The organism is Rahnella sp. BCC 1045 (assembly GCF_019049615.1).
Classification (GTDB): Bacteria; Pseudomonadota; Gammaproteobacteria; order Enterobacterales; family Enterobacteriaceae; genus Rahnella; species Rahnella contaminans.
This window is the reverse complement of record NZ_JAFMOZ010000113.1, coordinates 14,809-37,846: the sequence shown is the minus strand read 5'-3', so window position 1 is coordinate 37,846 and position 23,038 is coordinate 14,809. Positions and strand designations below refer to the sequence as shown.

Below are 23,038 nucleotides of genomic sequence, written 5' to 3'. Positions count from 1 at the left end.
GAAAACTGATTCAATTTTACCCGAATGGTTAAAAAAACCACCGGACTATCCTCTGTGAGCAAGTGTAATCCAGTTCACGTCCCGCTCCTGCGCGCTGTTCAGTATTTTCCGAAATTTCAGCATCCGGCGTGCCACAAACCCCTCATTTTCCCTTTTTCCTACCAAAATCCTCAACATGCGTTACGTTTAATAGTTGTGTGATCTGCATCACACTCCATAACGACAATAATGAAATACAGGGAGCACTTGTGACTGACAAACTCAAAGACGGACAGGAAAGCGAGGCGAAGAAAACGCCGCAGCCGACCGAACCGCTTGTAAAAGTAATAGCGTTCATCGCCACCCTCGGTGGTTTGCTTTTTGGCTACGACACAGGGGTGATCGCGGGCGCGCTGCTGTTTATGAAGCACGACCTTCACCTGACCTCGGTGACCACCGGGATGGTCACCAGTTTTCTGATACTGGGTTCCGCCATCGGAGCCATCTGCGCCGGACGTGTCGCTGACCGGTTTGGCCGCAAGAAAATCATCCTCGTAATGGCGCTGATTTTCATGCTCGGTTCGCTGGGTTGTGCGCTGGCACCGAACGTCGTGCTGATGATTATCTTCCGCTTCATTCTCGGGCTGGCCGTCGGCGGCGCAGCGGCGATTGTGCCGATTTATATCGCCGAAATTGTGCCGTCTAACCGTCGCTGGCAGTTTGTAACCTTGCAGGAACTGATGATTGTTTCCGGCCAGCTGATTGCATACACCAGTAATGCGGCGATTAACGAAGTCTGGGGCGGCGAAACGACGTGGCGCTGGATGCTCGGCGTGGCATGCGTTCCGGCGGTGATTTTGTGGGTGGGCATGTTATTCCTGCCAGACACACCGCGCTGGTACGCCATGCATGGCCGCTACCGCGAGGCGCGCGACGTGCTGGAACGCACCCGTAAAGCGGGCAAAGTCGAGAAAGAACTGAGCGAAATCCGCAGTTCCATGAGTTCTAAAAGTGAGAAACACTCACGCCGCCAGAAGACCATTTCCGTATGGATGAAGCGGCTGGTCGCGCTGGGGATCGGGGTCGCGATGCTTCAGCAACTGTCGGGCGTGAACACGATTATGTTCTACGCGCCGACGATGTTGCAGGCCACCGGGCTGAGCACCAATGCGTCGCTCATGGCGACCATCGCGAACGGCGTAATTTCGGTGATCATGACGTTCGTGGGGATCATGCTGCTGAGCCGTTTCGGACGGCGTCCGCTCTTGCTCACCGGGCAAATTGGTTGCACCTGTACGCTGCTTGCCATCGGGCTGGTGACCTGGCTGATGCCGGAAACGGTCAACGGCCATCCTGATGCGGTGCGAAGTTATCTGGTGCTCGGCGGGATGCTGATTTTCCTGTGCTTCCAGCAGGGCGCGCTGTCGCCGGTCACCTGGTTGTTGCTGTCGGAAATGTTCCCGATGCGCATCCGCGGTATGGCGAACGGCGTCTCGGTATTTGCCATGCAGATGACGAACTTCTCCATCGCGTTTATGTTTCCGATCATGCTCGAAAGCATCGGGCTGACCTGGTCCTTCTTCACGTTCGCCGCCATCGGCGTGGCGGGCGGGATATTCGCGGTGATTTTCGCCCCGGAAACCCAGGGTAAAACGCTGGAACAGATCGAGAAACACTTCAAAAAGCATTTACAGGATGACCCTGCGCCAGAGCAGGCAGGCGTTTAAACCTTTTCACCGGCGCAGGGATGCGCCTTTCACTCACGCCTCGCGCATAGAAAATAGGTGCTTCCGGCATACCGGGCACCGTTTTTCATCTGCTGACCATGCCGTAAACGGGCGGCGGCATGTCGTACACACCGCGCCCGTTGTTTCCAAAATTTCTAAACCCGCCGCGATATCTTTCTCCGCGCCGATCGCTTTTTCGAAGCACAGGGTTTCGCAGTTGCCGCAACCCGTGCATTTCTCCGCGTTCAGCGTAAAAGACGTGTTGCTGATATGCATCGCTGATTCGGGACAAACCCGCGCACAAGCGCCGCACAACGAGCACTTTTCGCGATCCAGCACGATGCGATATTCAGTGACCTGCGGGAAGCTGGCGCGTCTTGCCCTGCCGCCCGGTGTAACGTAGCCGGTCTGGCGGGAATCATCTTTAATCCGCAGCCAGTGACGGCGCGATCCCTGCTGAGTCTCTTCAGAAGGCGGCTGTAGATTCCACAGCGGTTCACCGGTTTTTTTCAGCCAGATATTCAGCGCGGCAACCGCCATCAGCCAGCCGGAATGCGCACCGGCCTCCATCTCGACGCCGCGTATCTGGTGTTGCACGTGCCACATCAGCAGTTCGTTAACTGACGGCGCGCTCAGGCTCAGCGGCATCGTCAGACAGCCGTCGCGGTAAGCACGTTCCGGCGGCGTAATGCCTTCAATCGCACCGGCCGGACAGGCAAAAAGACAGGCCCCGCAGGCCGTACAGCCTGCGGTTTCTATTTCAATCTTTACGTTGTTTACCTTTATGACGCCCGCGCCGCAGACATCCACGCAGGCCTGGCAAGGGTTGAGGGGAAGCTGGTTACGAACGCAGGCCCGTCCGGCACCGGCTTCGGGCGGACGGGCATTGAGCGAAAACAGTTTCATTAATGAATGCTAAAAAAGTTAAAGCGCAACATCACTTCGGCTATAAGGATTAGCACCGCGCCCGCCAGCAACCGCAGGCGGCTGAACCGCTGCGTGTGCAGAGACAATGCCGTCACGCACGCACCTGCAATCAGTAACGCCCAGGCCGCAAAACGCGTGACCGCCATCTGCCCGTAAGCTTCCAGGGGCTGATGCGGGAACGTGATGAGATCCGCGCCGCCCAGGCTCGCCAGATAGTTGCCGTAAACCGGCTGAACCAGCAGGCGCAAAACGGTGATCGCGATCAGCACGCCAATCGACATCACCGCCAGCCTGCGCACCGTTCCCCACGCCAGCATCGGACGCGCCGCCAGTGTCCACATTCCGCTGACCGCGCCGAGGGTCAGCGCGGTGCCGCCAAACATCACGTAGGTGTTGAAGTGCATCCACGTGACAACGGAAGCGTTAACGTAAATCGCGCTCATGCAGAAGATATCCACCGCGCCCATCGCAACGGCAATCACCATTAACAGCGCGATCACCCGTTTGGTCAGAAGCGCAATCAGCGTCGCCAATCCCAGCGCCGCCAGATACGCACTGGCAAACACGATTTCACGGCTCAGCCACGAACTGCTGAAATGGCTCAGTGCATGCAACGCGTTGAGCGGATACCCGAGATGCGCGGTGGACGCGATAAGCCCGAGCGCACCGGCAATAAACGCCGTCAGCATGGCGGGTTGCGCAAGACGATGCTTTTCTCTGGCGCTCAGTTTGTCCGCGCCGGAAATCAGGATCAGCGTGGTGAACAGCGTGATGCCGACGGAACTCTGGATCAGCAGAGTGAAAATAATAAGTGGCCATTCGTGCATGATTATTTACCTCCCTTTTCAGCGCCCTGATGCGGTTTGATGACCAGACTGGGCTGCGTCAGCGTGGACTCCGGCAATCCCTGAACGTCGCACAGGTCGCCGTATTGCGCGCGTAACTCGTCAATTGGCCCGAATTTGATCGCGCCCAGCGGACAGGTCGCGACGCAAACCGGTTGTTCTCCGGCGGCTTGCAGATCGACGCAAAAATCGCATTTCGACATCTGGCCGGTTTCCTGATTTAACTGCGGCGCGCCGTACGGACACGACCACGCGCAGTAGCCGCAGCCGACACATTTGTCGGTATTGACGCGCACAATGCCGTCGCCAGGACGTTTGTGCATGGCGGTAGTCGGGCAGTTTTTGGTGCAGATCGGGTCTTTGCAGTGGTTGCAGGAAATCGACAGCGTGTAGGCGTAGACGTTGTTGTAAACGCCACCCTGCCCGGTGGGTACGAATCCGCCGCCTTTCACTTCGTAAATACGGCGGAAACGGCGGCCCACTTCCAGATTGTTTTTATCCTTGCAGGCAACCTGACAGGCCTTGCAGCCAGAACAACGGGAAGAGTCGATAAAGAAACCCAGCTGGCGGTCACTGACCGGCGCGTAATCTATAAATTGGCTCATGCTTTAACAACCTCCACCAGCATGGTTTGATGAGAATTCCCTTTTGCGAGCGCGGTAATGCGCGCCGAACTGAGCACGTTGGCGCAACCGCCACGGTCAACGCCGTTTTCGTCCGGCTGCCACCACGCGCCCGCCTGTAAAGCCACCACGCCGGGCATGATGCGCTGCGTCACTTCCGCCGGGATCAGCGTCACGCCGCGATCGTTGTGAATGCGCACGCTGTCACCCTGCACAATGCCGCGCTGCATGGCATCAGCCGGGTTGATCCACAGTTTTTGCTCCTGGACTTCTTTCAGCCACGGGTTGGCGTACTGCGTCGAGTTCGCGCGGTTTTTACCTTTCCAGGTGATCAGCTGCAACGGGAAGCGGGCAGAAAGTTCATCTTCCGGGCCTTCGTGCGCCGGAACGTAATGCGACAACGCCGGGATTTCTGGGTGCTGCATGTCATACAGGCGCTTTGAGAAAATCTCGATTTTGCCCGAAGGCGTCGGGAACGGATTGTTTTGCGGATCGCGGATATTCGCTTCGAATGCGATATGCGGTTTGTCTTTAAAAAGATAACGGCGGGTGATCAGCAACTCGTCAAAGTTCGGCAGTTTTTCATCCGGCATCGATTCACGGGTTTTCTCCCAGATGCTGACGATCCAGTCTTTTTCCGTACGTCCGAGACTGAACTCTTTTTCAACGCCTAGTTTGCCCGCGACTTCCCGTAACCAGTCGTAGTCGGTACGGCTTTCAAACTGCGGCTCTATCAGCTTTTCAGAAAGGATCAGGTAGTTGCCGGTTCCCCACGACTCGCCGATATTCCAGCGTTCCATAAAACTGGTTTCCGGCAGTAGCAGATCGGCATACTTCGCGCTGGGCGTGAGGAACAGGTCGCTGGCCACAATAAATTCAATTTTGGAATCATCTTCGAGAACCTTGACGGCCTGATGGATATCCGGGTTCTGGTTTGCCAGATAATTCCCCGCCAGCGAAAACAGGATGCGGATATTGCTGTCCAGTTTGTCGCCTCCGGTCAGCCCGTCCGCTGGCGTGATTTTACTGGCGTCATCCGCCGCCTGCACCCAGTTCATCACCGAGATTTTCTTCGTTACTGGATTGTCCGGCATTTCCACGCCGGCGGTGAATTTACGGCTGCTGTCACCGCCATAACCGCCTGCCCAGCCGCCCTTCACGCCGACATTTCCGGTGATCGTCGCCAGTAATGTCGAACCTCGCGCAGTGCGTTCGCCGCAGTTGTGACGCTGCGGGCCCCAGCCCTGGATCAGCGCCGCCGGTTTGGTGGTGGCGTAATCACGCGCCAGCTGGCGGATGGTTTGCGCAGGCACATGCGTGATTTTTTCCGCCCATTCCGGCGTCTTTTTCACGCCGTCTTTCGCGCCGGTCAGGTACGCCACCAGCGACTCATTGGCCGGAACGCCTTCTGGCATCGAACGTTCGTCAAAACCCAGGGTGTAACGCTCAACAAACGCTTTATCATGCAGGTTCTCCGTGATGATGACGTACATCATCGCGTCCATCAGCGCATTGTCAGTGGAGGGGAGCAGCGGGATCCACTGATCCGCCAGAGAAGCCGCCGTATCCGAATAGCGCGGATCCACCACGATAAACCGTGTGCCGTTCTGTTTCATTTTCTGAAAATAGTGGTTGGTATGCCCGAATATGGTCTCGTTCGGGTTATGTCCCCACAAAATCACCAGCGGCGTGTCCGCCAGCGTATCCAGCGTATTGCCGCTGGCTGCCGCGCCATAGGTGTAAGGCGTCGCCGCCGCCGTATTGCCCATACTCACCGAGTGATAAGTATTGAGATAGCCGCCGGTCTGGTTCAGCAACCGGCGCACCATGGTATCGCCGGAGAACGGGCTGCCGCTGACCGCCGTGCCGACGTGAACATAGCGCGATTCCGGGCCATATTTTTCCGTGATGCGTTTGAGATTATCCGCAATCAGCGTCGTGGCTTCGTCCCAGCTGATCCGCTCGAATTTGCCTTCGCCGCGCTTGCCGACGCGCTTCATCGGGTATTTCAGCCGGTCAGGGTGATAGACAAACTTCCGGTAACTGCGCCCGCGCACGCAGGCGCGCATGATGGGCATTTCCGGGTCAAGATCGGCATCCGGACGGGTGGAAATGCGGGTAACGACACCTTCCTGAACATGGGCGCGGATATCACATTTGCCACCACAGTCGAATGAACTACAGGTGGGAACGATGTTTTCCGGTGAGGAGGGGAATTCCTGAGAGGCGACGGAGATTTTCCCGCCTGCATGTGCAAATTTAAAGCCGATCAGAGGAAGTGCAGCCACCATGCCGCTGAGTTTGACAAAATCCCGGCGGTTAACGCCTGAGGGATCCTTACAATCTTCATTATTTTTCATAACATTAGCTCGCAAAAGAAAAAATCATCTCATGCTTAAGTCAAATTTTTCCTTGTGTGATATCAACGCGCACGCAGGTGGCCTCTCCTTTCGGGGTATACGCCCATTATTTTTTAATTTCATAAGGTTATGTATTAATTACCGTGATGTATCGCACATTACTCATCACCCGGAATAGGTATCAAACTTCGGAGTATTTCTGCCCGTCACATTTGATGCATCATGTTGTATAATCGGCTTCCACGAATTCTTCCTTAATCCGGGTGCGCGCACTCTATTGCTACGGTGAACTTTGAATTATCCCATCAGCTCAATTAACCACGCCTATCTGGGCAGCAGCGTCTACGCCACCTTGCGCGAAGCCCTGATTACCGGCCGCCTGAAACCCAATGACCGCCTGCGGATCCGCGAACTTGCGGAACAGGTCGGCACCAGCGTGACGCCGGTGCGTGATGCGATTTTGCAGCTGGCAAAAGAGCAGGCGCTGGAAATGCGCACACCGAAAGATATTCGTGTTCCGCAGCTGGATGAACAGCAGTATCAGGAAATCCGCACGTTGCGTTTAGATCTCGAAGGTCTCGGGGCGGAAAAAGCGGCGCAGACAGTCACCGAATATGAGTTACAGCGCATCGCACAGAACATTGAAAACAACCGCAAAGCCATCAGCAGTGAAGATTTGCCGGAGGCGCTGCGCCTCAACAGTGAATTTCATCTGATGCTGGCCGAAAGCGCGCGCATGCCGCTGCTGAGTAATTTCATCGACAGTTTATGGATGCGCACTGGCCCGCTGATTGCCCAGGCGTACGCACATTTTTCCGAGCGGATGGCGATCGAACATCACGAAGAAATTTTGCGCGCACTGCGCAAAGGCGACAGCGCAACGGCAAGAAAAGCCATTCAGGAAGACATTCTCGACGGCAGCCAGAAGATGGTCGAATTCCTGGCCGCCAGCCGGGAAAGGTGATTTTAGAGCGGGATATCTGCGAGTACGCCCGCCAGCGTTTCCAGCAACAGCGTGGCGTGTTCGGGCTGAAAGACCAACGGCGGGCGAATTTTCAGGACGTTCGCCGCCGGGCCGGTAGCGCTGATCAGGATCTGCTTGTGCCGCATCTGGTTAACGACAAATGCTGCCAGCTCAGGCGCGGGCGTGTTGTGCTGATCGCTCACCAGTTCCACGCCGATAAACAAACCGTCACCGCGCACATCGCCGATCACCGGATAACGCGCCGCCAGTTTCAGCAGCCCTTCCCGCAGAATTTCCCCCGTCCGTTGCGCGTTTTGTTGCAGCTCTTCACGTCGTAAAACCTGCAAAACCGCATGCGCCGCACGGCACGAAACCGGATTGCCGCCGAAGGTGTTGAAATAACGCTGACGACGGCCAAATTCCGCGAACAGTTCCGGCCTGCCAACCAGCCCGGCGACCGGATGGCCGTTGCCCATCGGTTTACCCAGACTCACCAGATCCGGCATCACGCCGTAACGGGCAAAGCCCCAGCGCTGGCTGCCGGTACGGCCAAAACCGGGCTGCACTTCGTCGGCGATAAATAATCCACCCGCCGCACGCACCCGCGCCACCGCGCGCTGCATTTCGGCTGGTTCAGGGCTGAAAACGCCGTCGCTGGAGAAAATAGTGTCCAGCAGCAGCGCAGCCGGTTTTACGCCAGCCTGTTTCATTTCTTCCAGCGCCCGTTCCACGCCATCGGCGAAAGCGCCCTTGCGGCGGAAAGTATCCGGCGCATCAATCAGCCAGACATTTTTGCCCTGCTCAAAACCGTCACCGAGTGAAGGCGAAAGTCCGGCCAGTGCGCTGGTGACGCCATGATACGCCCAGCGCGTGACCAGAACGCCCTGCCCGCCGGTGATTTGCCGCGCCACGCGCAGCGCCAGATCGTTGGCTTCGCTGCCGGTGCAGGTCATGGTGAGATTGCGCAGTTCCGGCGGAAATTCCGTCAGAAAATCTTCAGCAAACTCTACGATGGCGTCATTAAGATACCGCGTGTGCGTGTTGAGCTGCGCCGCCTGCGTGGCAATCGCTTCGACAACGGCCGGGTGGCAATGCCCCACGGACGCCACGTTGTTGTAAGCATCCAGATAGCGACGCCCTTCGCTGTCGTACAACCAGACGCCTTCGCCACGCACGACGTGCAGCGGTTCCTGATAAAACAGACGATAACCGCCGCCCAGCCACTGCTGGCGGCCTTCCAGAACCTGTTGCTGAGTCAGCATTTTTGCTCCCTATACGGCCAATCAGAGGTACAAGACTGACTGAAAATCTCGCCAGTCTGCGAAAACGACAGCGCCATCAGACGCGATAAGCTGCCCCACGCGTGCGCCTGATTACGCAAAATATAGTCACGATTTTGCGGGTATAACACGGCGCGGTGCTGGGCGATCAGCAGACTCAGCGCAAGACGCGAGGCCACCAGTTCAGGCAAAACGTGTTGTTCTGCCTCGCTCAACGGCTGACGGGCGGTGTACGCCGCAATCATCGGGCGACAATACTGGAAGAGATTTTCGCCCTGGCTGTCGAGCTGATACGCCAGCGCCGTTGCCAGTTCGTTGATGAGCGGCGCACGCAGCGCATCACCAAAATCGATAATCCCCGCCAGACGCTGCGGGTCTGCGCTTTTTACCAGCACGTTGTGCGCGTTCAAATCGTTGTGGATCACCTGCTTGCGCAAAAAGCGGCTGGCAGGCACCACTTTTTGCTGATGGATATCCAGCACGCGGCTGATGGTGTGGCGCTGCTCCGGGTCAGTCAGATGCGGGATCCAGCCTTCGAGGCGTGACATATCGCTGATGTCCCACAATAAATCCCGTTTTGCGCCGGGATGTTCAAAATCGCTGAGCGCAATGTCGAGACGCGCCAGCGTATCGCCAAGTTCGCGCATCAGTGTCTGAGATCGCGGAACCTGAAATTGCGCAGTGCCCGGAAGATAACTGACGGCGCGTAAAGTCAGGTTCTGCCCGGCGACGCTGACCTGAGGCGTCAGTTCGCCGCTGCGGCTTTCCTGCAAACGCGGAACCGGCAGCTGGCTGTCGCGCCGGGCAAGATGACTGAGAATAGCGGTCTGAAAATCGACTTCTTCCGGCACTTCCGCCGGATTCACAAACCGCAGCATGTAAGCGCGGCCTGAAAGCGTGGTCAGGCAAAAATTGCTGTCGCGCTCTCCGCCCAAAACCTGCGCGGAACCTTCCAGCCCGTAGATTTGCGCGGCGATGTTTTCGGCCTGCAACGGGCTGACGCGCGGCACTTCGGTAGTCAGCAGTGACGGTGTTTCAGACATGCTGACCGCCGTTTACGTGGATCTCCGCGCCGTTCACATAAGACGCGCCCGACGTGCAGAGGAAATAAATCAGCGACGCCACTTCTTCGGCTTTGCCCAGACGCTGTAACGGCACGCTGCGCTCGACGATTTCCTGCGTGCCCGGCGACAGAATGGCGGTATCGATTTCCCCCGGCGCAATCGCATTAACGCGCACGCCGTGCGGGCCAAACTCATGCGCCATTTCACGGGTCAGGGTGGAAAGTGCGGCTTTGGAACAGGCATACGCCACGCCCGCAAACGGATGTACTTTGCTGCCCGCAATCGACGTAACGTTGATGATGCTGCCCTGCGCGGCCTTAAGTTCATCAAATAATCCGGTCGCCAGAATCGCCGTCGAGAACAGGTTTACGTTGAACACCTGCAACCAGGTGGCGTAATCGCTGCCGAGCACGCCCATGCGCCCGCCCGCCGGCGTTTTTGGCGAAATCCCGGCGTTATCTACCAGCGCATCGAGCCGTCCGCCGAGGCGCTCTTTAATCATCGGCAACGCTTTTTGCACGCTGTCGATGTCTTCCAGGTCCAGATGAATATGGTTAAGAAAACCTTCTGCCCACGGACATTCATCCACCCAGTTCTGACGCGACGCGGTGAAAATCCGCCATCCTGCAGCATAAAAATGTTTCACCGTTGCGTGACCGATACCGCGGCTTGCTCCGGTCAGCAGTAACGTTTTTTTCTCTGTCATGATGAAGGTCCTTGTCGTTTTGATATTTGATGCATCAGGAATAATCAAAAAAAGAGGACCTGTAAAGTCCTCTGAGTCATTTATGTTTAATGTGCGGCGAAAGAATGGCGCAGGCGTTCGCCCCGGCGGCGCAGCAGTTCCATCACCAGCAGTAAAATCAGCGATGCGCCGACCATCAGCGACGCCGCAGCGGCAATCGTCGGGTCAAGGTTTTCGCGGATACCGGCGAACATCTGGATCGGCAATGTGCGCTGACGCGGGCTGGCGAGGAATAATGTCACTACCACTTCGTCAAACGAGGCCGCAAACGCAAACAGCGCACCGGAAAATACGCCGGGTGCAATCAGCGGCAGCGTCACTTTGCGAAATACACGCCACGGCGAAGCGCCCAAACTGGCGGCGGCGCGCGATAAATTACGGTCGTAGTTCTTGAGGATTGCGGTAACCGTAATCACCACAAAAGGCACGCCGAGCAGCGCGTGCGCCAGCACCAGCCCCAGATAACTGTTGAGCAGGGAAACGCGGGCAAAGAAGAAGAACATCCCGACGGCGATGATCACCACCGGCGCAATCATTGGCGAAATCAGAATTGCCATCACCAGAGATTTGCCGCGAAACTCCCCGCGCACTAATCCGACAGAGGCCAGAACACCCAATACGGTGGCCAGGATCGTCGCCAGCGGCGCAATCAGCAGGCTGTTTCCCAGCGAACTCAGCCATTCATCCGAGTGGAAGAACGTGTGATACCAGCGCAGCGAAAAACCGGTCAGCGGATAACTCAGAAACGAGCCGGAATTAAACGACAGCGGCACAATGATCAGCACCGGCACAATCAGAAACAGCAAGATTGCCGCGCTGTAGAAGTTGAAACACCAGCGCCACAACCGCAAAATCAGCGCCCCTTTTTGTTTCATACTGTGTTTCATGGTCAGGCCCCTTTAGTTCGCAGCCACTTCGGCTTTGGTGCGCGTCACGCGGATATAAACGATATAAAGCAGCACAACAATCACCAGCAACTGGCTCCCGAGCGCCGCCGCCATTCCCCAGTTCATCGTGGTATTAGTGAAGAACGCCACAAAATAACTGACCATCTGATCGCCCGGCCCGCCGAGCAGCGCGGGCGTAATGTAGTAACCAATTGCCATCATGAATACCAGCAGCGCACCCGCCGTGACCCCGGCATAGGTCTGCGGCACATACACCCGCCAGAACGCGGAGAAAGGATGCGCGCCGAGTGAAATCGCCGCGCGAACATAGTTCGGCGAAATACTTTTCATCACGGCATATAAAGGAAGAACAATGAACGGCAGCATGATGTGCGTCATCGAGATGTAAACGCCGAGACGGTTGAACACCATTACTAGCGGATGATCGATGATGCCGGTGGAAAGCAGCGCGCGGTTGATCAGACCACCGGATTGCAGCAAAACAATCCAGCTGGCGGTGCGGACAATCAGCGATGTCCAGAACGGCAGTAACACCAAAATCATCAATAGATTGGCGCGACCGGCCGGTTGTTTCGCCAGCCAGTACGCCAGCGGATAACCGAGTGCAACGCAGCACAGCGTGACGACCAGCGCCATCCACAAGGTGCGAAGAAGAACGTTAACATACAGCGCCTGGTCCGGCGGCAGCGCAGTAATTTTGCCGGTATCGACGTCAACTTTGCGGTCAAACGCAGCCAGCAGGTAATAGGAAGTCAGCGGTTTCGCCGCGCGCTGCAACGTCTGCCAGGTGCTCATTTCGCCCCACAGCGGCATGCTCTGGATCAGCGCCTCTTTGACCGGCGCGGTACCTTCGGGCACATGGCGTAATGTGCCGGTGATCAGGCTCCGGTAGCGGTTATCCTCATAGCTCAGACGTTTGGCGATAGTCGCCATCTGCCCGCTGTTGCGGGCGTTGCGCAGATCCGTCACCAGCGCGGAAAACGTCGCTTCATCCGGCACAGTTTTGCCTTCCCAATGCGCAAGCTGCGCCACGGTTTCCGGCAGGGTTTCGCCAAGCTCCGGGTTGGTCACGCTCTTACCCAAAATGGACGCAATCGGGAACAGGAAGCTGACAATCACAAATAACAAAAGTGGCGCAATCAGCAACAAAGAACGTCGCGTATACGCCGCTTCTACTTTGCGCAGGCGCTGACGCAGCGTCGGCCCTGAAGCGGCGTCGTCCGGCACCGGTGTCGTCAGCATTTCGGTCTGGCTCATAATTTTCTCCCGCTGCGGGTTCTGATTTCTTTTTTCACAGGTGCTGAGCACAAAATCATTCGGTCTGAATCAAGGCGGCGAGTGAGCAAGTCCCCGGGAGCACACAAAAGACTGTGACCGGGGTTCGTGAGCGAAGCCAAAGCAGAGTCAGACCGAAGGATGACGGGTATTTACTTAGCAGCCCAGGCGTTGAAGCGCTGTTCCAGATCTTCGCCATGCTCAATCCAGAAGTTAGTATCTACCTGCAAAGCGCCTGCCAGGTTTTTCTCGGCAGTTGGCAAGTTCTGCGCATATTTAGGGTCAATCATGCCGGTGACTGATTTTTCAGTCGGCCCATAGGGGATGGTTTCGGCGAAGACTTTCTGGTTTTCAGGTTTGTTGGCGAAAGCGATGAACTGTTCGGCCAGATCTTTATGTTTGGACCCTTTCACGATAGCCCAGCTGTCGAGGTCATACAGGCTGTTGTCCCAGACCATTTTGAAGTAATGACCTTCACCCTGCGCGGCGCTCACGCGGCCGTTGTAGGCAGAAGTCATCACAACGTCCCCGGACACCAGCCACTGAAGCGGTTGCGCGCCGGATTCCCACCACTGAATGTTCGGTTTGATTTGATCAAGTTTTTTGAAGGCACGTTCCACACCGGCTGGCGTGGCGAGCACTTTATAGATGTCTTCACGCTTCACGCCATCGGCCAGTAAGGCGATTTCCAGCGTGAATTTCGCGCTTTTACGCAGCGCACGTTTGCCCGGAAAATCTTTTACATCCCAGAAATCAGCCCAGCTGGTCGGCGCTTTTTTCAGTTTGCTGGCGTCATACGTCAGCACAGTTGACCACAGGAAAATGCCCGCACCACACTCGGTTACCGCGCCCGGCACGTACTGCGTTTTGTCGCCCAGTTTGCTCCAGTCCAGCGGTTCAAACAGCCCTTCATCACAGCCACGGATCAGTTCGGGGCTTTCGACTTCCACCACGTCCCAGCCCACCTGTTTGGTTTCTACCATGGCGCGGATACGGGCCATTTCACCGTTGTATTCGCCCGGCTCAATGGTGCCTTTACCGGCTGCTGCGAAAGGTTTGTAAAACGCTTTGTCCTGAGCGTCTTTATTCAGACCGCCGAAAGAGATCACTGTCAGAGATTCAGCCTGAGCCTGAAACACCAACCCGGCGAGAAGAGTGGTAAGGGCAATCTTTTTAAACATGCTGTGACTCCTGGGTTAACTAAAAAAGTAATGAAAGCGCTAAGGTAACGGCATTGTTAAAAATATGATGCATCATATTTTATAACGAAGCATAAACCATGCCATTACTGTTGAGTCCGTCCGCCACGCCGTAAATGACGGGCGGACAGGTTTTGCAGAGGCGTTATGTGATTTTTTTGTGCCTCATGACCACTCAGTTTCTTTTTATTAATGAACCTTGCACAGCTGACGTGCATTTCTGCACCCTATCGGGACGTTGTGCGTCAGGATTACTCACCCAGTTCGATGCACAGATATTTCATTTCCAGATAGTCGTCCATACCGTGGCGGGACCCCTCCCTCCCCAGACCGGACTGTTTAATACCGCCGAACGGCGCGACTTCGTTGGAAATCAGACCGGTATTGATGCCCACCATGCCGTATTCCAGGGCTTCCGATACCCGCCACTGGCGCGCAGCGTCACGCGTGAAGAGATAAGCAGCCAGCCCGAATTCTGTATCGTTCGCCATCGCCACCACCTGCGCTTCATCGGTAAAACTGAAAACCGGCGCGACCGGCCCGAAGGTTTCTTCGCGCGCAAATTTCATCGCAGATGTCACACCGCCGACCACGGTAGGCTGGAAGAACGTGCCGCCCAGCGCGTGCGGCTCGCCGCCGGTCAGTATTGTTGCCCCGTGTGAGAGCGCATCGTCGATATGCTCACGCACTTTGCTGACGGCTGCGTCGTCGATCAGCGGCCCCTGCGTGACGCCGGTTTGAGAACCCTCGCCCACTTTCAGTTTTTCCACTTCTTCTACCAGCCGTTTCACCAGCGCCGGGTAAATCCCCTGCTGGACATAAATCCGGTTAGCGCAGACGCAGGTTTGCCCGCTGTTGCGAAACTTCGAAGCCATAATACCGGCCACGGCGCGCTCGAGATTGGCGTCATCGAACACGATAAACGGCGCGTTACCGCCCAGTTCGAGAGAGAGTTTTTTCACCGTCGGCGCACTTTGGGCCATCAGGATGCGCCCGACTTCCGTGGATCCGGTAAAACTCAGTTTGCGAACCACCGGACTCGCGCACAGCACTTTGCCGACTTTTTGCGCGGAACCGGTGATCACCTGCAATACCCCCGCCGGAATGCCCGCTTCGACCGCCAGTTGCCCGAGCGCTAAAGCGCTGAACGGCGTTTGTTCTGCGGGTTTCACGATCATCGCGCAACCTGCGGCCAGCGCCGGTGCGGCTTTACGGGTGATCATCGCCGCCGGGAAATTCCAGGGTGTGATGGCCGCGCAAACGCCAACCGGTTGTTTCAGAACCAGCATGCGTTGTGACGCCTGAACCGGTGCCAGCACGCTGCCTTCCACGCGTTTCGCCTCTTCGGCAAACCATTCGATAAACGATGCGGCATAAACAATTTCGCCTTTTGCCTCCGTCAGCGGTTTGCCTTGTTCAGCAGTCAGCAACGCAGCCAGGTCGTCCGCATTTTCGAGCATCAGTTGCGCCCATTTCTGCATCAGCGCGGCACGTTGTTTGGCAGTTTTTTCCCGCCAGACCGCCTGCGCCTGTTCGGCGTAAGCAATAACCTGCGCCGTTTGCGCGGTGGTGATCTGCGGTACGCTGCCGATTACCGCGCCCGTTGCCGGGTTGACGACGTCCTCGCGTTCGCCATTTTCGCTGTCGGCCCATTCACCGTTGATCAGGCATTGCTGGCGCAGGAGTTCAGTATGTTTGAGTTGCATAGCGTTCCTCAGTCAGCCAGCACACGGGACAAAATAGCCAGTGCGTCTTTGAACTGCGCATCAGGAATGGTCAGCGGATACAGGAAACGGATCACGTTGCCATGGACGCCGCAGCTCAGCATCAGCAATCCGGCATCCAGCGCTTTACGCAGATACTGTTTTGTCAGTTCTGCCGACGGTTTGCCTGTCGCCGGATCGTTGAATTCTGCCGCGACCATGGAACCGCGCGCACGCACATCAACCAGCGCCGGGCATTTCGCTTTGGCTTTTTCCAGCGTTTCAACCAATTCCGCACCCAGACGACTCGCGCGTTCGCAGAGTTTTTCTTCTTCGATGATTTTGAGAACCGCCAGCGCCGACGCCACCGCCAGCGGGTTGCCCGCGTAAGTGCCGCCCAGACCGCCCGGTTCCGGCGCATCCATCAGTTCAGCGCGACCGGTCACGCCTGAAATCGGGATCCCGCCGCCCAGGCTTTTCGCCATGGTGACTAAATCCGGTCGGGAATTCGGGTAGTAATCAGATGCAAACATTTTGCCGGTACGCGCAAAGCCGCTCTGCACTTCATCCGCAATCAGCACGATGCCGTGACGGTCGCAGATGTCGCGCAGACCTTTCACAAAATCTTCCGGCGCAATATTAAAACCGCCCTCGCCCTGAATCGGTTCGTAAAGAATGGCGGCAACCTGCTGCGGACTGATATCACTGCGGAAAATTCGTTCGATGCTTTCCAGCGCCATTTCGGTGCTGACGCCGTGTTGCGCATTCGGGTACTGACCGTGGAATACTGATGCCGGGAATGGACCGAAACCCACTTTGTATGGCACGACTTTTCCAGTCAGCGCCATGGTCAGTAAGGTGCGGCCGTGGAATGCACCGGAGAAAGTGATAATGCCGGGGCGACCGGTGGCCGCGCGGGCAATTTTCACCGCGTTTTCTACCGCTTCGGCACCGGTACTGAAGAAGGTGGTTTTCGCATTTCCTGTCACCGGAGCGATTTCGTTGATGCATTCGGCCAACGTGACAAAGCTTGCATAAGGCACAATCTGGTAGGCGGTGTGCGTGAAAAGGTCGAGCTGTTTGCGGATCGCTTCGACAATTTTCGGATGGCGGTGACCGGTATTGAGCACGGCGATCCCGGCGGTGAAATCGATATATTCCCGACCCTGCTCATCCCACAACGTTGCGTTTTCCGCCTTCGCTGCATAGAAATCACACATGACGCCGACACCACGCGGTGTCGCTTCTTTACGGCGTTTTTCCAGTTCGCTGTGACTCATCTTTCGCTCCTGCCTGAGGGTTATGTTTTGGAGATTGCCGGTTGCAAGGTGAACAATTTGTCGAAATAGCAATCTGTCCTTGTTTTTTATCCTGTCAGCGGTTCTATAATCCAGAACCAGTTTTAATTATTTTGAGGATCCACTTTTGCGCTCACTGCTCTCTGACCTCATTTTTCAGCGTCTCACCGGGCTTTCTGAATCTTCAGGAGGCACGCTGAACAGGCGCGTTTATCAGGCATTACAACAGGCTATCTTTGACGGCAGCATCAGCCCCGGCAGCCGTTTACCCGCATCCCGGGACCTGGCCAAAGAACTGGATATTTCGCGCAATACGGTGCTGGCGGTCTACGAGCAATTGCAGGCTGAGGGCTACATTCAGACGCGTACCGGAAGTGGTACCTTCGTCACATCCGATTTACCGGAAGACGGCGTGATCGCCGACAAAAACACCACACGCTGTGCCCCGCTCCGCAGCCATGTTTCACTTTCCAAACGCGGTTCAAATTTGCTGACGCGCACCGGCGTGGCGTCGCACCAGTGGGGCGCGTTTATGCCGGGCGTACCGGATGTAACAAAGTTTCCTCATGACATCTGGCGCAAGCTGCAAAACCGCCTGAGCCGCCGTCTGCATCCGGAATATCTCACCTATTCGCGCCACGGTGGCTGCCCGGAACTTCAGCATGCGCTCGCTGATTATCTGCGTATTGCACGCTCGGTGGACTGCACTGCCGACCAGATCCTCATCACCGCCGGTACGCATCAGGCTCTGGATTTACTGGCAAAAATGCTTTGCGATCCGGGCGATGTCGCCTGGATTGAAGAACCCAGCTACTGGGGCATTCGCAATGTACTAACCATCAACGGCGTGGATATTCAGCCAATTCCGGTGGATGAAAACGGTATGGATCCGCCTGAAAATCCGCCAGAAAGCCGCGCGCCTAAACTGATATGCGTGACACCGTCACATCACTATCCGCTGGGTGCGGTAATGAGTCTGGCGCGCAGACAAAAAATTCTCGCGATGGCCAGCCAGCAAGGCAGCTGGGTGGTGGAAGATGATTACGACAGCGAATTTCGTTATTCCGGCAGTCCGATCCCCGCGTTGCAAGGCCTGAGCAGCGATGCACCTGTGATTTATATCGGGACGTTCAGCAAAACGCTGTACCCGGCGATGCGAATCAGTTACGTCGTTTTGCCGCGCCCTCTGGCTTCGCGCCTCAAGATTGCACATTCCGAGTTGTACCGGGCGGGTAACGGACTGACGCAACTTACGCTGGCGGAATTTATACGCGAAGGTCATTACGCGGCACATATCCGCCGGATGCGGCTGATTTACGGCAAGCGGCGTAATGTGCTGACGAAGCTGATTGAGCAGGAGCTCGGGCCGGAGTTTTTAAGCGAAAACAGCAATGCCGGATTGCATCTGATTTTGTCGTTGCCGGATTCGATTGATGACGTAGCGCTGAGCGCTGAGCTGGAGCAAAAGCGTGTGCTGACCCGCCCGCTTTCCGCTTATTACCTGCGTCCGGCCCCGCGGCGCGGGCTTTTGCTCGGTTATGGCGGTGTTTCGGAGGAAGAAATTGTGCCCGCGTTTGGGCATATCGTGGATTGTTTACGGCGCAGGCTGCAATCTTGTAGTGCGCAGGAGGCGATGATTGAGCTCACCGAATCGGAAGCTGACGACTTGCCTGATCCTGCGTAATCCCCCTTCCATATTGCTAGCAATAAGCAGAAGACTTTTAAAAATAGCAATAAAATTCATAAGCCTGCGAGATTTCTCTCAGGCTCCTTTTTTGTGGTTTTTTGCTAAAAAATGCTTGTTAGCGTTTCGGACGGGTGGTAAAGATTTTTAATAACGCCACACAAACACTCCTTCTGAGGATGTTTTATGCATGATTTGTGCCGGGTTACGTCATCCACTTTCCAGTATTTTTCTTCGCGGAGTACCTGTTATGAGAACGTATGTCAGCTTCAAAAATATCAAGAAGAGCTATGACGGCGATAAACTGGTCGTTAAAAACCTCAATCTTGATGTCCATGAGGGTGAGTTTTTGACGCTGCTTGGCCCGTCAGGTTCCGGCAAGACAACCAGCCTGATGATGCTTGCAGGGTTTGAAACGCCGACTCAGGGAGAAATTCTGCTACGCGATAAACCTTTGCATAATTTGCCTCCGCATCAGCGTGATATCGGGATGGTTTTCCAGAATTACGCCTTGTTCCCGCACATGACGGTGGCCGAAAATCTGGCGTTTCCGCTGACGATACGTCGTCTTAACAAGACGGATATCAAGGAGAAAGTTGACCGTATTCTGGATATGGTCAAACTTAAACCGCTGGCAGATCGCTATCCGGCGCAAATGTCCGGCGGGCAACAGCAGCGTGTCGCCCTCGCCCGCGCTCTGGTGTTCGAACCGAAATTGGTGTTGATGGATGAACCGCTCGGGGCGCTGGATAAACAACTGCGCGAACATATGCAAATGGAAATCAAGCAATTGCACCAGATGCTGGATCTGACGATTGTCTATGTGACACACGATCAAAGCGAAGCGATGACCATGTCTGACCGCGTTGCGGTATTTAACGACGGCGTTATCCAGCAGATGGACAGCCCGAGTGTGATTTATGAAAAACCGGATAATGCGTTTGTTGCACAGTTCATTGGAGAAAATAACAGTCTGCTGGCAACCAATACGGCAGCCGAAGGTGATTTTTATCGCGCATCTCTCGATGACGGCACAATTCTTCGCGCCGTTAAAATTCGCCCGAGTTCACCCGGTAAGAAAATTTTGCTCTCAATCCGCCCCGAGCGGATCAGTATCAACAATCCTCAGCCGGGTATGGAACAGGTCAAAGCGCGGATTAAACAGTTCATCTATCTCGGCGACCATGTCCGTATGATGACTGAAGTTGCTGGTCAGGATAATTTCATGGTTAAGCTTTCTGCCGCACACATGAATCCGGATTGGAAAGCCGGATCAGAAGTTCTGCTTTCCTGGTTGCCCGAACACCTGCGCGCACTGGATGTGGTAACTCATTAATTCTGCTTTTAAAATCTCTGAATCTTACAATCCCCAAATCCCCAAATCCCGAGATATTATAATCTTGGGATTTGCTTTTCCTGCATCTTGTCATCTTGTCATCTTGTCATCTTGTCATCACAAGCCGTGACAATCCTGAAATCTTAAGATTCTGTAATCTTATTCAATCATAAATCCCAGAATCCTTGAATCTTAATATTCTGCATTCATTATCTCCATAATCATGGAATCGCCGAATCCCAGCGCATCATGATAATCCTATAATCCCGTGATTTATTATGGATATCCTGTAATCTCAAAATCCTAGTGGAAATCATTGAATCCTGACATCCTCTGAAGGCTGATTATACACAGCTCCACCTCGTGTTGATAAATAATTGATTTTATTAAAATGATTATGGAATCACAGAATCCAAAACAGTATCATGCAATCCTGAGATTCACTCTACATCCCAGGATTACGTGATACACATAATAAGTTAAGTCCATTGAGCACTCACCAACGTGTAATCTTATACTCCTGTGATCCTCTTCAAGATTACGGAATCATGTAACCCTGTAATCCTTTCGTGCCGTACATACCTGTTTGTGCTTCAATTGATAATTAATAATTCAAAGATTACTTAATCCCGTAATCCTACGATTCATATACGCATGTTTCAGGATTTTGTAATCTCAGGCGTCTAAGAATCATCTAATCCTGTAATCATAAGATACATATCTGGCATCACATGATTCTGAAATCCAAAGATGCACAAATCCCTGAATACAGGAATCATCAGATGGTGAGATGGTGAGATGGTGAGATGGTGAGATGGTGAGATGGTGAGATGGTGAGATGGTGAGATGGTGAGATGGTGAGATGGTGAGATGGTGAGATGGTGAGATGGTGAGATGGTGAGATTTTCATGGCTACTGTTTTGAACGTCAACACCAGCCGAAACTTTTTGGCGCTCTCATTGGCATGATGCATCCCCGCGAAAATCCCAAGAACGCAGAATCATAAAATCACAAGATAGCGAAATCCTTGTAGCTCCATTTAGCACCCTTATTCTCTGAGATCGATACTTCAGCCTTATCCGCCTGCAATCCTGATATCCCAAAACCCTGGGATGATGGGATTCAAAAATCATAACATCCTGAACATTATGTTACCGCCGTAATCAATCAACCGGTAATCACGTAATCCTGAAATCACAGGATAATATAATTCGGTAATCCTAAAATATTGAAATCATCGGATGTAAACTTTATAGTAGTGCTTCAATCCTGTGATTCATGGATTTTTAAATCCCAGAATCCTATGATTACATAAATAATGAATCCCGAAACCTTATGATTACGGGATTCAATAATCTTCATTTAGCGCTTCACCAAGAGGTTGTTATGGCAGCGAAAATTATTTCTTTCCTGAACGGGAAGGGCGGGGTAGGGAAAACCACGACTTCTATTAACATCGCAACCTGTCTTGCACGACAAGGTCATAAAGTCGTGATGGTCGATACCGATCCACAAGGAAGCATCAGCAACTGGTACGACGAAAGCAAATGCCAGTTCGACCTGGCGGAAGCCGCATCAGAAAAAGAAGTTTATACCGTACGTAAGCAGTTGAAAGAATATGACTACGTAGTCATCGACGGTGCAGCAGCAATCTCGGCAATTTCATCAGCAGCGGTGATGGTCAGTGATTTAGTCCTGATCCCCGTGACACCGTCACCTTTAGATTTTGCAGCCTGTGGCGCTATACTTGCCGTTGTTGAGGCGCGTGAAAATTTACAGCCTGTCATCGCGCGTTTTCTGATCACCAAGAAAGTCGCATCCGCTAAGATGCTGGAAGTCTTGAAAGAATCGATTGCTGATACAGGCGTTCCGGCACTGCGCACAGGCACCACTCAGCGCCAGGTATACATCCGTACCATGATGGATGGCGGAACAGTCTTCGATACAACGGACGGTAATGCGAAAGGCGAGATTGAAATTATGACCAAAGAAATTACGGAGTTGTTGAAATGAAAATGAAACTTGGCCAGCACAGACAACTGACTACAGCACTGGACGCTGTAGCAAAGCCGCCCGCTTCAGTGAAGAAGTTACAGACTAACATCGATGAAGAGCTGCATCGCCGTTTCAAAACCAGCTGCTTCCTGCAAGATCGCGAGATGAAAGACGTTCTGACAGAGCTGATCAATGCCTGGCTAATCACCAACGAACGTTCCTGATCGTTTGTTCCGTCTGGATCGGGCCTTTTCTGGCCCGCTTTTGTTTCTGAAGCCTGCACAACCTTGTCCCTTCTGGTGTTTCCTTTTCCTAATCCCTTACGTATTAACGTCGCCAGTCCTTATCAGGATCCCAAGATCAAATAGTGTTTTGTTTTTATTTATAAGTTTAGATCTTTCTCTTTAAGAGAGGTTTTTTATTAAGTAAATCAGCAGAATACAACGCGTCTTGTGGAGATATTTCCTGCCCGGAGTGGAGATCCTTCCTGTTGGATGTGGATCCTTTTCATGATGAATGTAGAGCTTTTTCCTGTGGATAATTCCCTTACAGATCAGTCCACTGGATACGTGGAGCTTTTTTCTGTGGACAGTTTCCATTGGGAACCCATGTCATGAACATCAGCTTAGATTTAACACTAACAAATTGCCACAACTCATTTTTATGACAGGTGGAGTAATTTCCTGATCCCAGAACGAGCCCTAATGTGGAGACATTTCCTGTGACAGCGTCACGTTGTGTCACGCAGCAGGGAGAGGATCATCCTGGTCAGGCATAATCGGCTTCAGAAATCGATATCCGGGCAGCAGAGCAGGGCATATGTGGAAGATTTTCCTGATCCAATCAGCGGTTATGTGGAGACATTTTCTGATCTGATTAACGCTATTCAAACGATCTCTGGAAATATAATGTTTTGTAAACAGTGGGTTAGAAAATATGTGACATTGTCACTTGCCTATATGTGGAAGAATTATCTGATCAAACGTGCGTGAATTCACGGTAACTGTGCCGTCAGTTAACACCTTACGATGGAATACGTGGAAGTATTTCCTGATCCCGCGCATTGCTATACGTGGAAAGATTTCCTGAGATCGGAACGCCCCCTATATGTGGAGTTATTTCCTGA

Annotated in this window: 18 protein-coding genes; 6 read left to right on the top strand and 12 right to left on the bottom strand. The window is 54.1% G+C overall.

Annotation, left to right across the window (positions count from 1 at the left end):
• Positions 1 to 233 precede the first annotated feature (233 nt).
• Positions 234 to 1,706, top strand: coding sequence for a sugar porter family MFS transporter (locus J1782_RS07455; protein ID WP_152326815.1), 1,473 nt, complete (start codon positions 234 to 236; stop codon positions 1,704 to 1,706).
• A gap of 33 nt (positions 1,707 to 1,739) precedes the next feature.
• Here the strand turns inward: J1782_RS07455 and J1782_RS07450 are convergent, their stop codons facing one another.
• The 4 genes from J1782_RS07450 to J1782_RS07435 are packed head-to-tail and all read right to left on the bottom strand — an operon-like array spanning position 1,740 to position 6,461.
• Positions 1,740 to 2,612: a 4Fe-4S binding protein gene (locus tag J1782_RS07450; protein ID WP_217152792.1), complete on the bottom strand. Its 873-nt coding sequence runs from the start codon at positions 2,610 to 2,612 to the stop codon at positions 1,740 to 1,742.
• The gene (locus J1782_RS07445) at positions 2,612 to 3,460 is read right to left on the bottom strand and encodes a DmsC/YnfH family molybdoenzyme membrane anchor subunit (protein ID WP_217152791.1); all 849 of its coding nucleotides are present in this window, start codon (positions 3,458 to 3,460) and stop codon (positions 2,612 to 2,614) included. The genes J1782_RS07450 and J1782_RS07445 overlap by 1 nt, the downstream gene beginning before the upstream one ends.
• A 2-nt stretch (positions 3,461 to 3,462) precedes the next feature.
• A complete protein-coding gene (locus tag J1782_RS07440; protein ID WP_152326699.1) occupies positions 3,463 to 4,083 on the bottom strand; it encodes a DMSO/selenate family reductase complex B subunit in 621 nt (206 codons plus the stop codon).
• Positions 4,080 to 6,461, bottom strand: a complete 2,382-nt coding sequence (locus J1782_RS07435; RefSeq protein WP_217152790.1) for a DMSO/selenate family reductase complex A subunit — start codon at positions 6,459 to 6,461, stop codon at positions 4,080 to 4,082. The genes J1782_RS07440 and J1782_RS07435 overlap by 4 nt, the downstream gene beginning before the upstream one ends.
• A 292-nt stretch (positions 6,462 to 6,753) precedes the next feature.
• Between J1782_RS07435 and J1782_RS07430 the strand changes: the two genes are divergently transcribed.
• On the top strand, positions 6,754 to 7,425 hold the full coding sequence (locus J1782_RS07430; protein ID WP_101078088.1) for a GntR family transcriptional regulator: 672 nt from the start codon (positions 6,754 to 6,756) through the stop codon (positions 7,423 to 7,425).
• A 2-nt stretch (positions 7,426 to 7,427) separates the two neighbouring features.
• Here J1782_RS07430 and J1782_RS07425 read toward each other — a convergent pair whose 3' ends face one another.
• From J1782_RS07425 to J1782_RS07390, 8 genes are all read right to left on the bottom strand, one after another.
• The gene (locus J1782_RS07425; protein WP_217152789.1) at positions 7,428 to 8,687 is read right to left on the bottom strand and encodes an aspartate aminotransferase family protein; all 1,260 of its coding nucleotides are present in this window, start codon (positions 8,685 to 8,687) and stop codon (positions 7,428 to 7,430) included.
• Entirely contained in the window at positions 8,681 to 9,748 is a 1,068-nt protein-coding gene (locus J1782_RS07420; RefSeq protein WP_217152788.1) for a phosphotransferase, read from the bottom strand. The genes J1782_RS07425 and J1782_RS07420 overlap by 7 nt, the downstream gene beginning before the upstream one ends.
• Positions 9,741 to 10,475, bottom strand: coding sequence for an SDR family NAD(P)-dependent oxidoreductase (locus tag J1782_RS07415; protein WP_152326703.1), 735 nt, complete (start codon positions 10,473 to 10,475; stop codon positions 9,741 to 9,743). Before J1782_RS07415 ends, J1782_RS07420 begins: the two co-directional genes overlap by 8 nt.
• A gap of 86 nt (positions 10,476 to 10,561) precedes the next feature.
• Positions 10,562 to 11,401 carry an ABC transporter permease gene (locus J1782_RS07410; protein WP_371819750.1) on the bottom strand — a complete coding sequence of 280 codons (840 nt, stop codon included), beginning with the start codon at positions 11,399 to 11,401 and terminating at the stop codon, positions 10,562 to 10,564.
• 12 nt (positions 11,402 to 11,413) lie between these two features.
• Positions 11,414 to 12,679 carry an ABC transporter permease gene (locus tag J1782_RS07405; RefSeq protein WP_165059899.1) on the bottom strand — a complete coding sequence of 422 codons (1,266 nt, stop codon included), beginning with the start codon at positions 12,677 to 12,679 and terminating at the stop codon, positions 11,414 to 11,416.
• A gap of 170 nt (positions 12,680 to 12,849) precedes the next feature.
• Complete coding sequence (locus J1782_RS07400) at positions 12,850 to 13,878, bottom strand: ABC transporter substrate-binding protein (RefSeq protein WP_217152787.1); 1,029 nt, start codon at positions 13,876 to 13,878, stop codon at positions 12,850 to 12,852.
• A gap of 269 nt (positions 13,879 to 14,147) precedes the next feature.
• A complete protein-coding gene (locus J1782_RS07395; RefSeq protein WP_217152786.1) occupies positions 14,148 to 15,602 on the bottom strand; it encodes an NAD-dependent succinate-semialdehyde dehydrogenase in 1,455 nt (484 codons plus the stop codon).
• A gap of 8 nt (positions 15,603 to 15,610) precedes the next feature.
• On the bottom strand, positions 15,611 to 16,879 hold the full coding sequence (locus tag J1782_RS07390; RefSeq protein ID WP_217152785.1) for a 4-aminobutyrate--2-oxoglutarate transaminase: 1,269 nt from the start codon (positions 16,877 to 16,879) through the stop codon (positions 15,611 to 15,613).
• Positions 16,880 to 17,024: 145 nt separating this feature from the next.
• Between J1782_RS07390 and J1782_RS07385 the strand changes: the two genes are divergently transcribed.
• From J1782_RS07385 to J1782_RS07370, 4 genes are all read left to right on the top strand, one after another.
• Positions 17,025 to 18,581 (top strand): PLP-dependent aminotransferase family protein, encoded by a 1,557-nt coding sequence (locus J1782_RS07385; protein ID WP_217152784.1) that lies wholly within the window; start codon positions 17,025 to 17,027, stop codon positions 18,579 to 18,581.
• A 250-nt stretch (positions 18,582 to 18,831) separates the two neighbouring features.
• Positions 18,832 to 19,917 carry an ABC transporter ATP-binding protein gene (locus J1782_RS07380; protein WP_165059893.1) on the top strand — a complete coding sequence of 362 codons (1,086 nt, stop codon included), beginning with the start codon at positions 18,832 to 18,834 and terminating at the stop codon, positions 19,915 to 19,917.
• 1,386 nt (positions 19,918 to 21,303) lie between these two features.
• On the top strand, positions 21,304 to 21,930 hold the full coding sequence (parA, locus tag J1782_RS07375; RefSeq protein WP_014341720.1) for a ParA family partition ATPase: 627 nt from the start codon (positions 21,304 to 21,306) through the stop codon (positions 21,928 to 21,930).
• The gene (locus J1782_RS07370) at positions 21,927 to 22,136 is read left to right on the top strand and encodes a plasmid partition protein ParG (protein ID WP_101078106.1); all 210 of its coding nucleotides are present in this window, start codon (positions 21,927 to 21,929) and stop codon (positions 22,134 to 22,136) included. Before parA ends, J1782_RS07370 begins: the two co-directional genes overlap by 4 nt.
• Positions 22,137 to 23,038 lie beyond the last annotated feature (902 nt).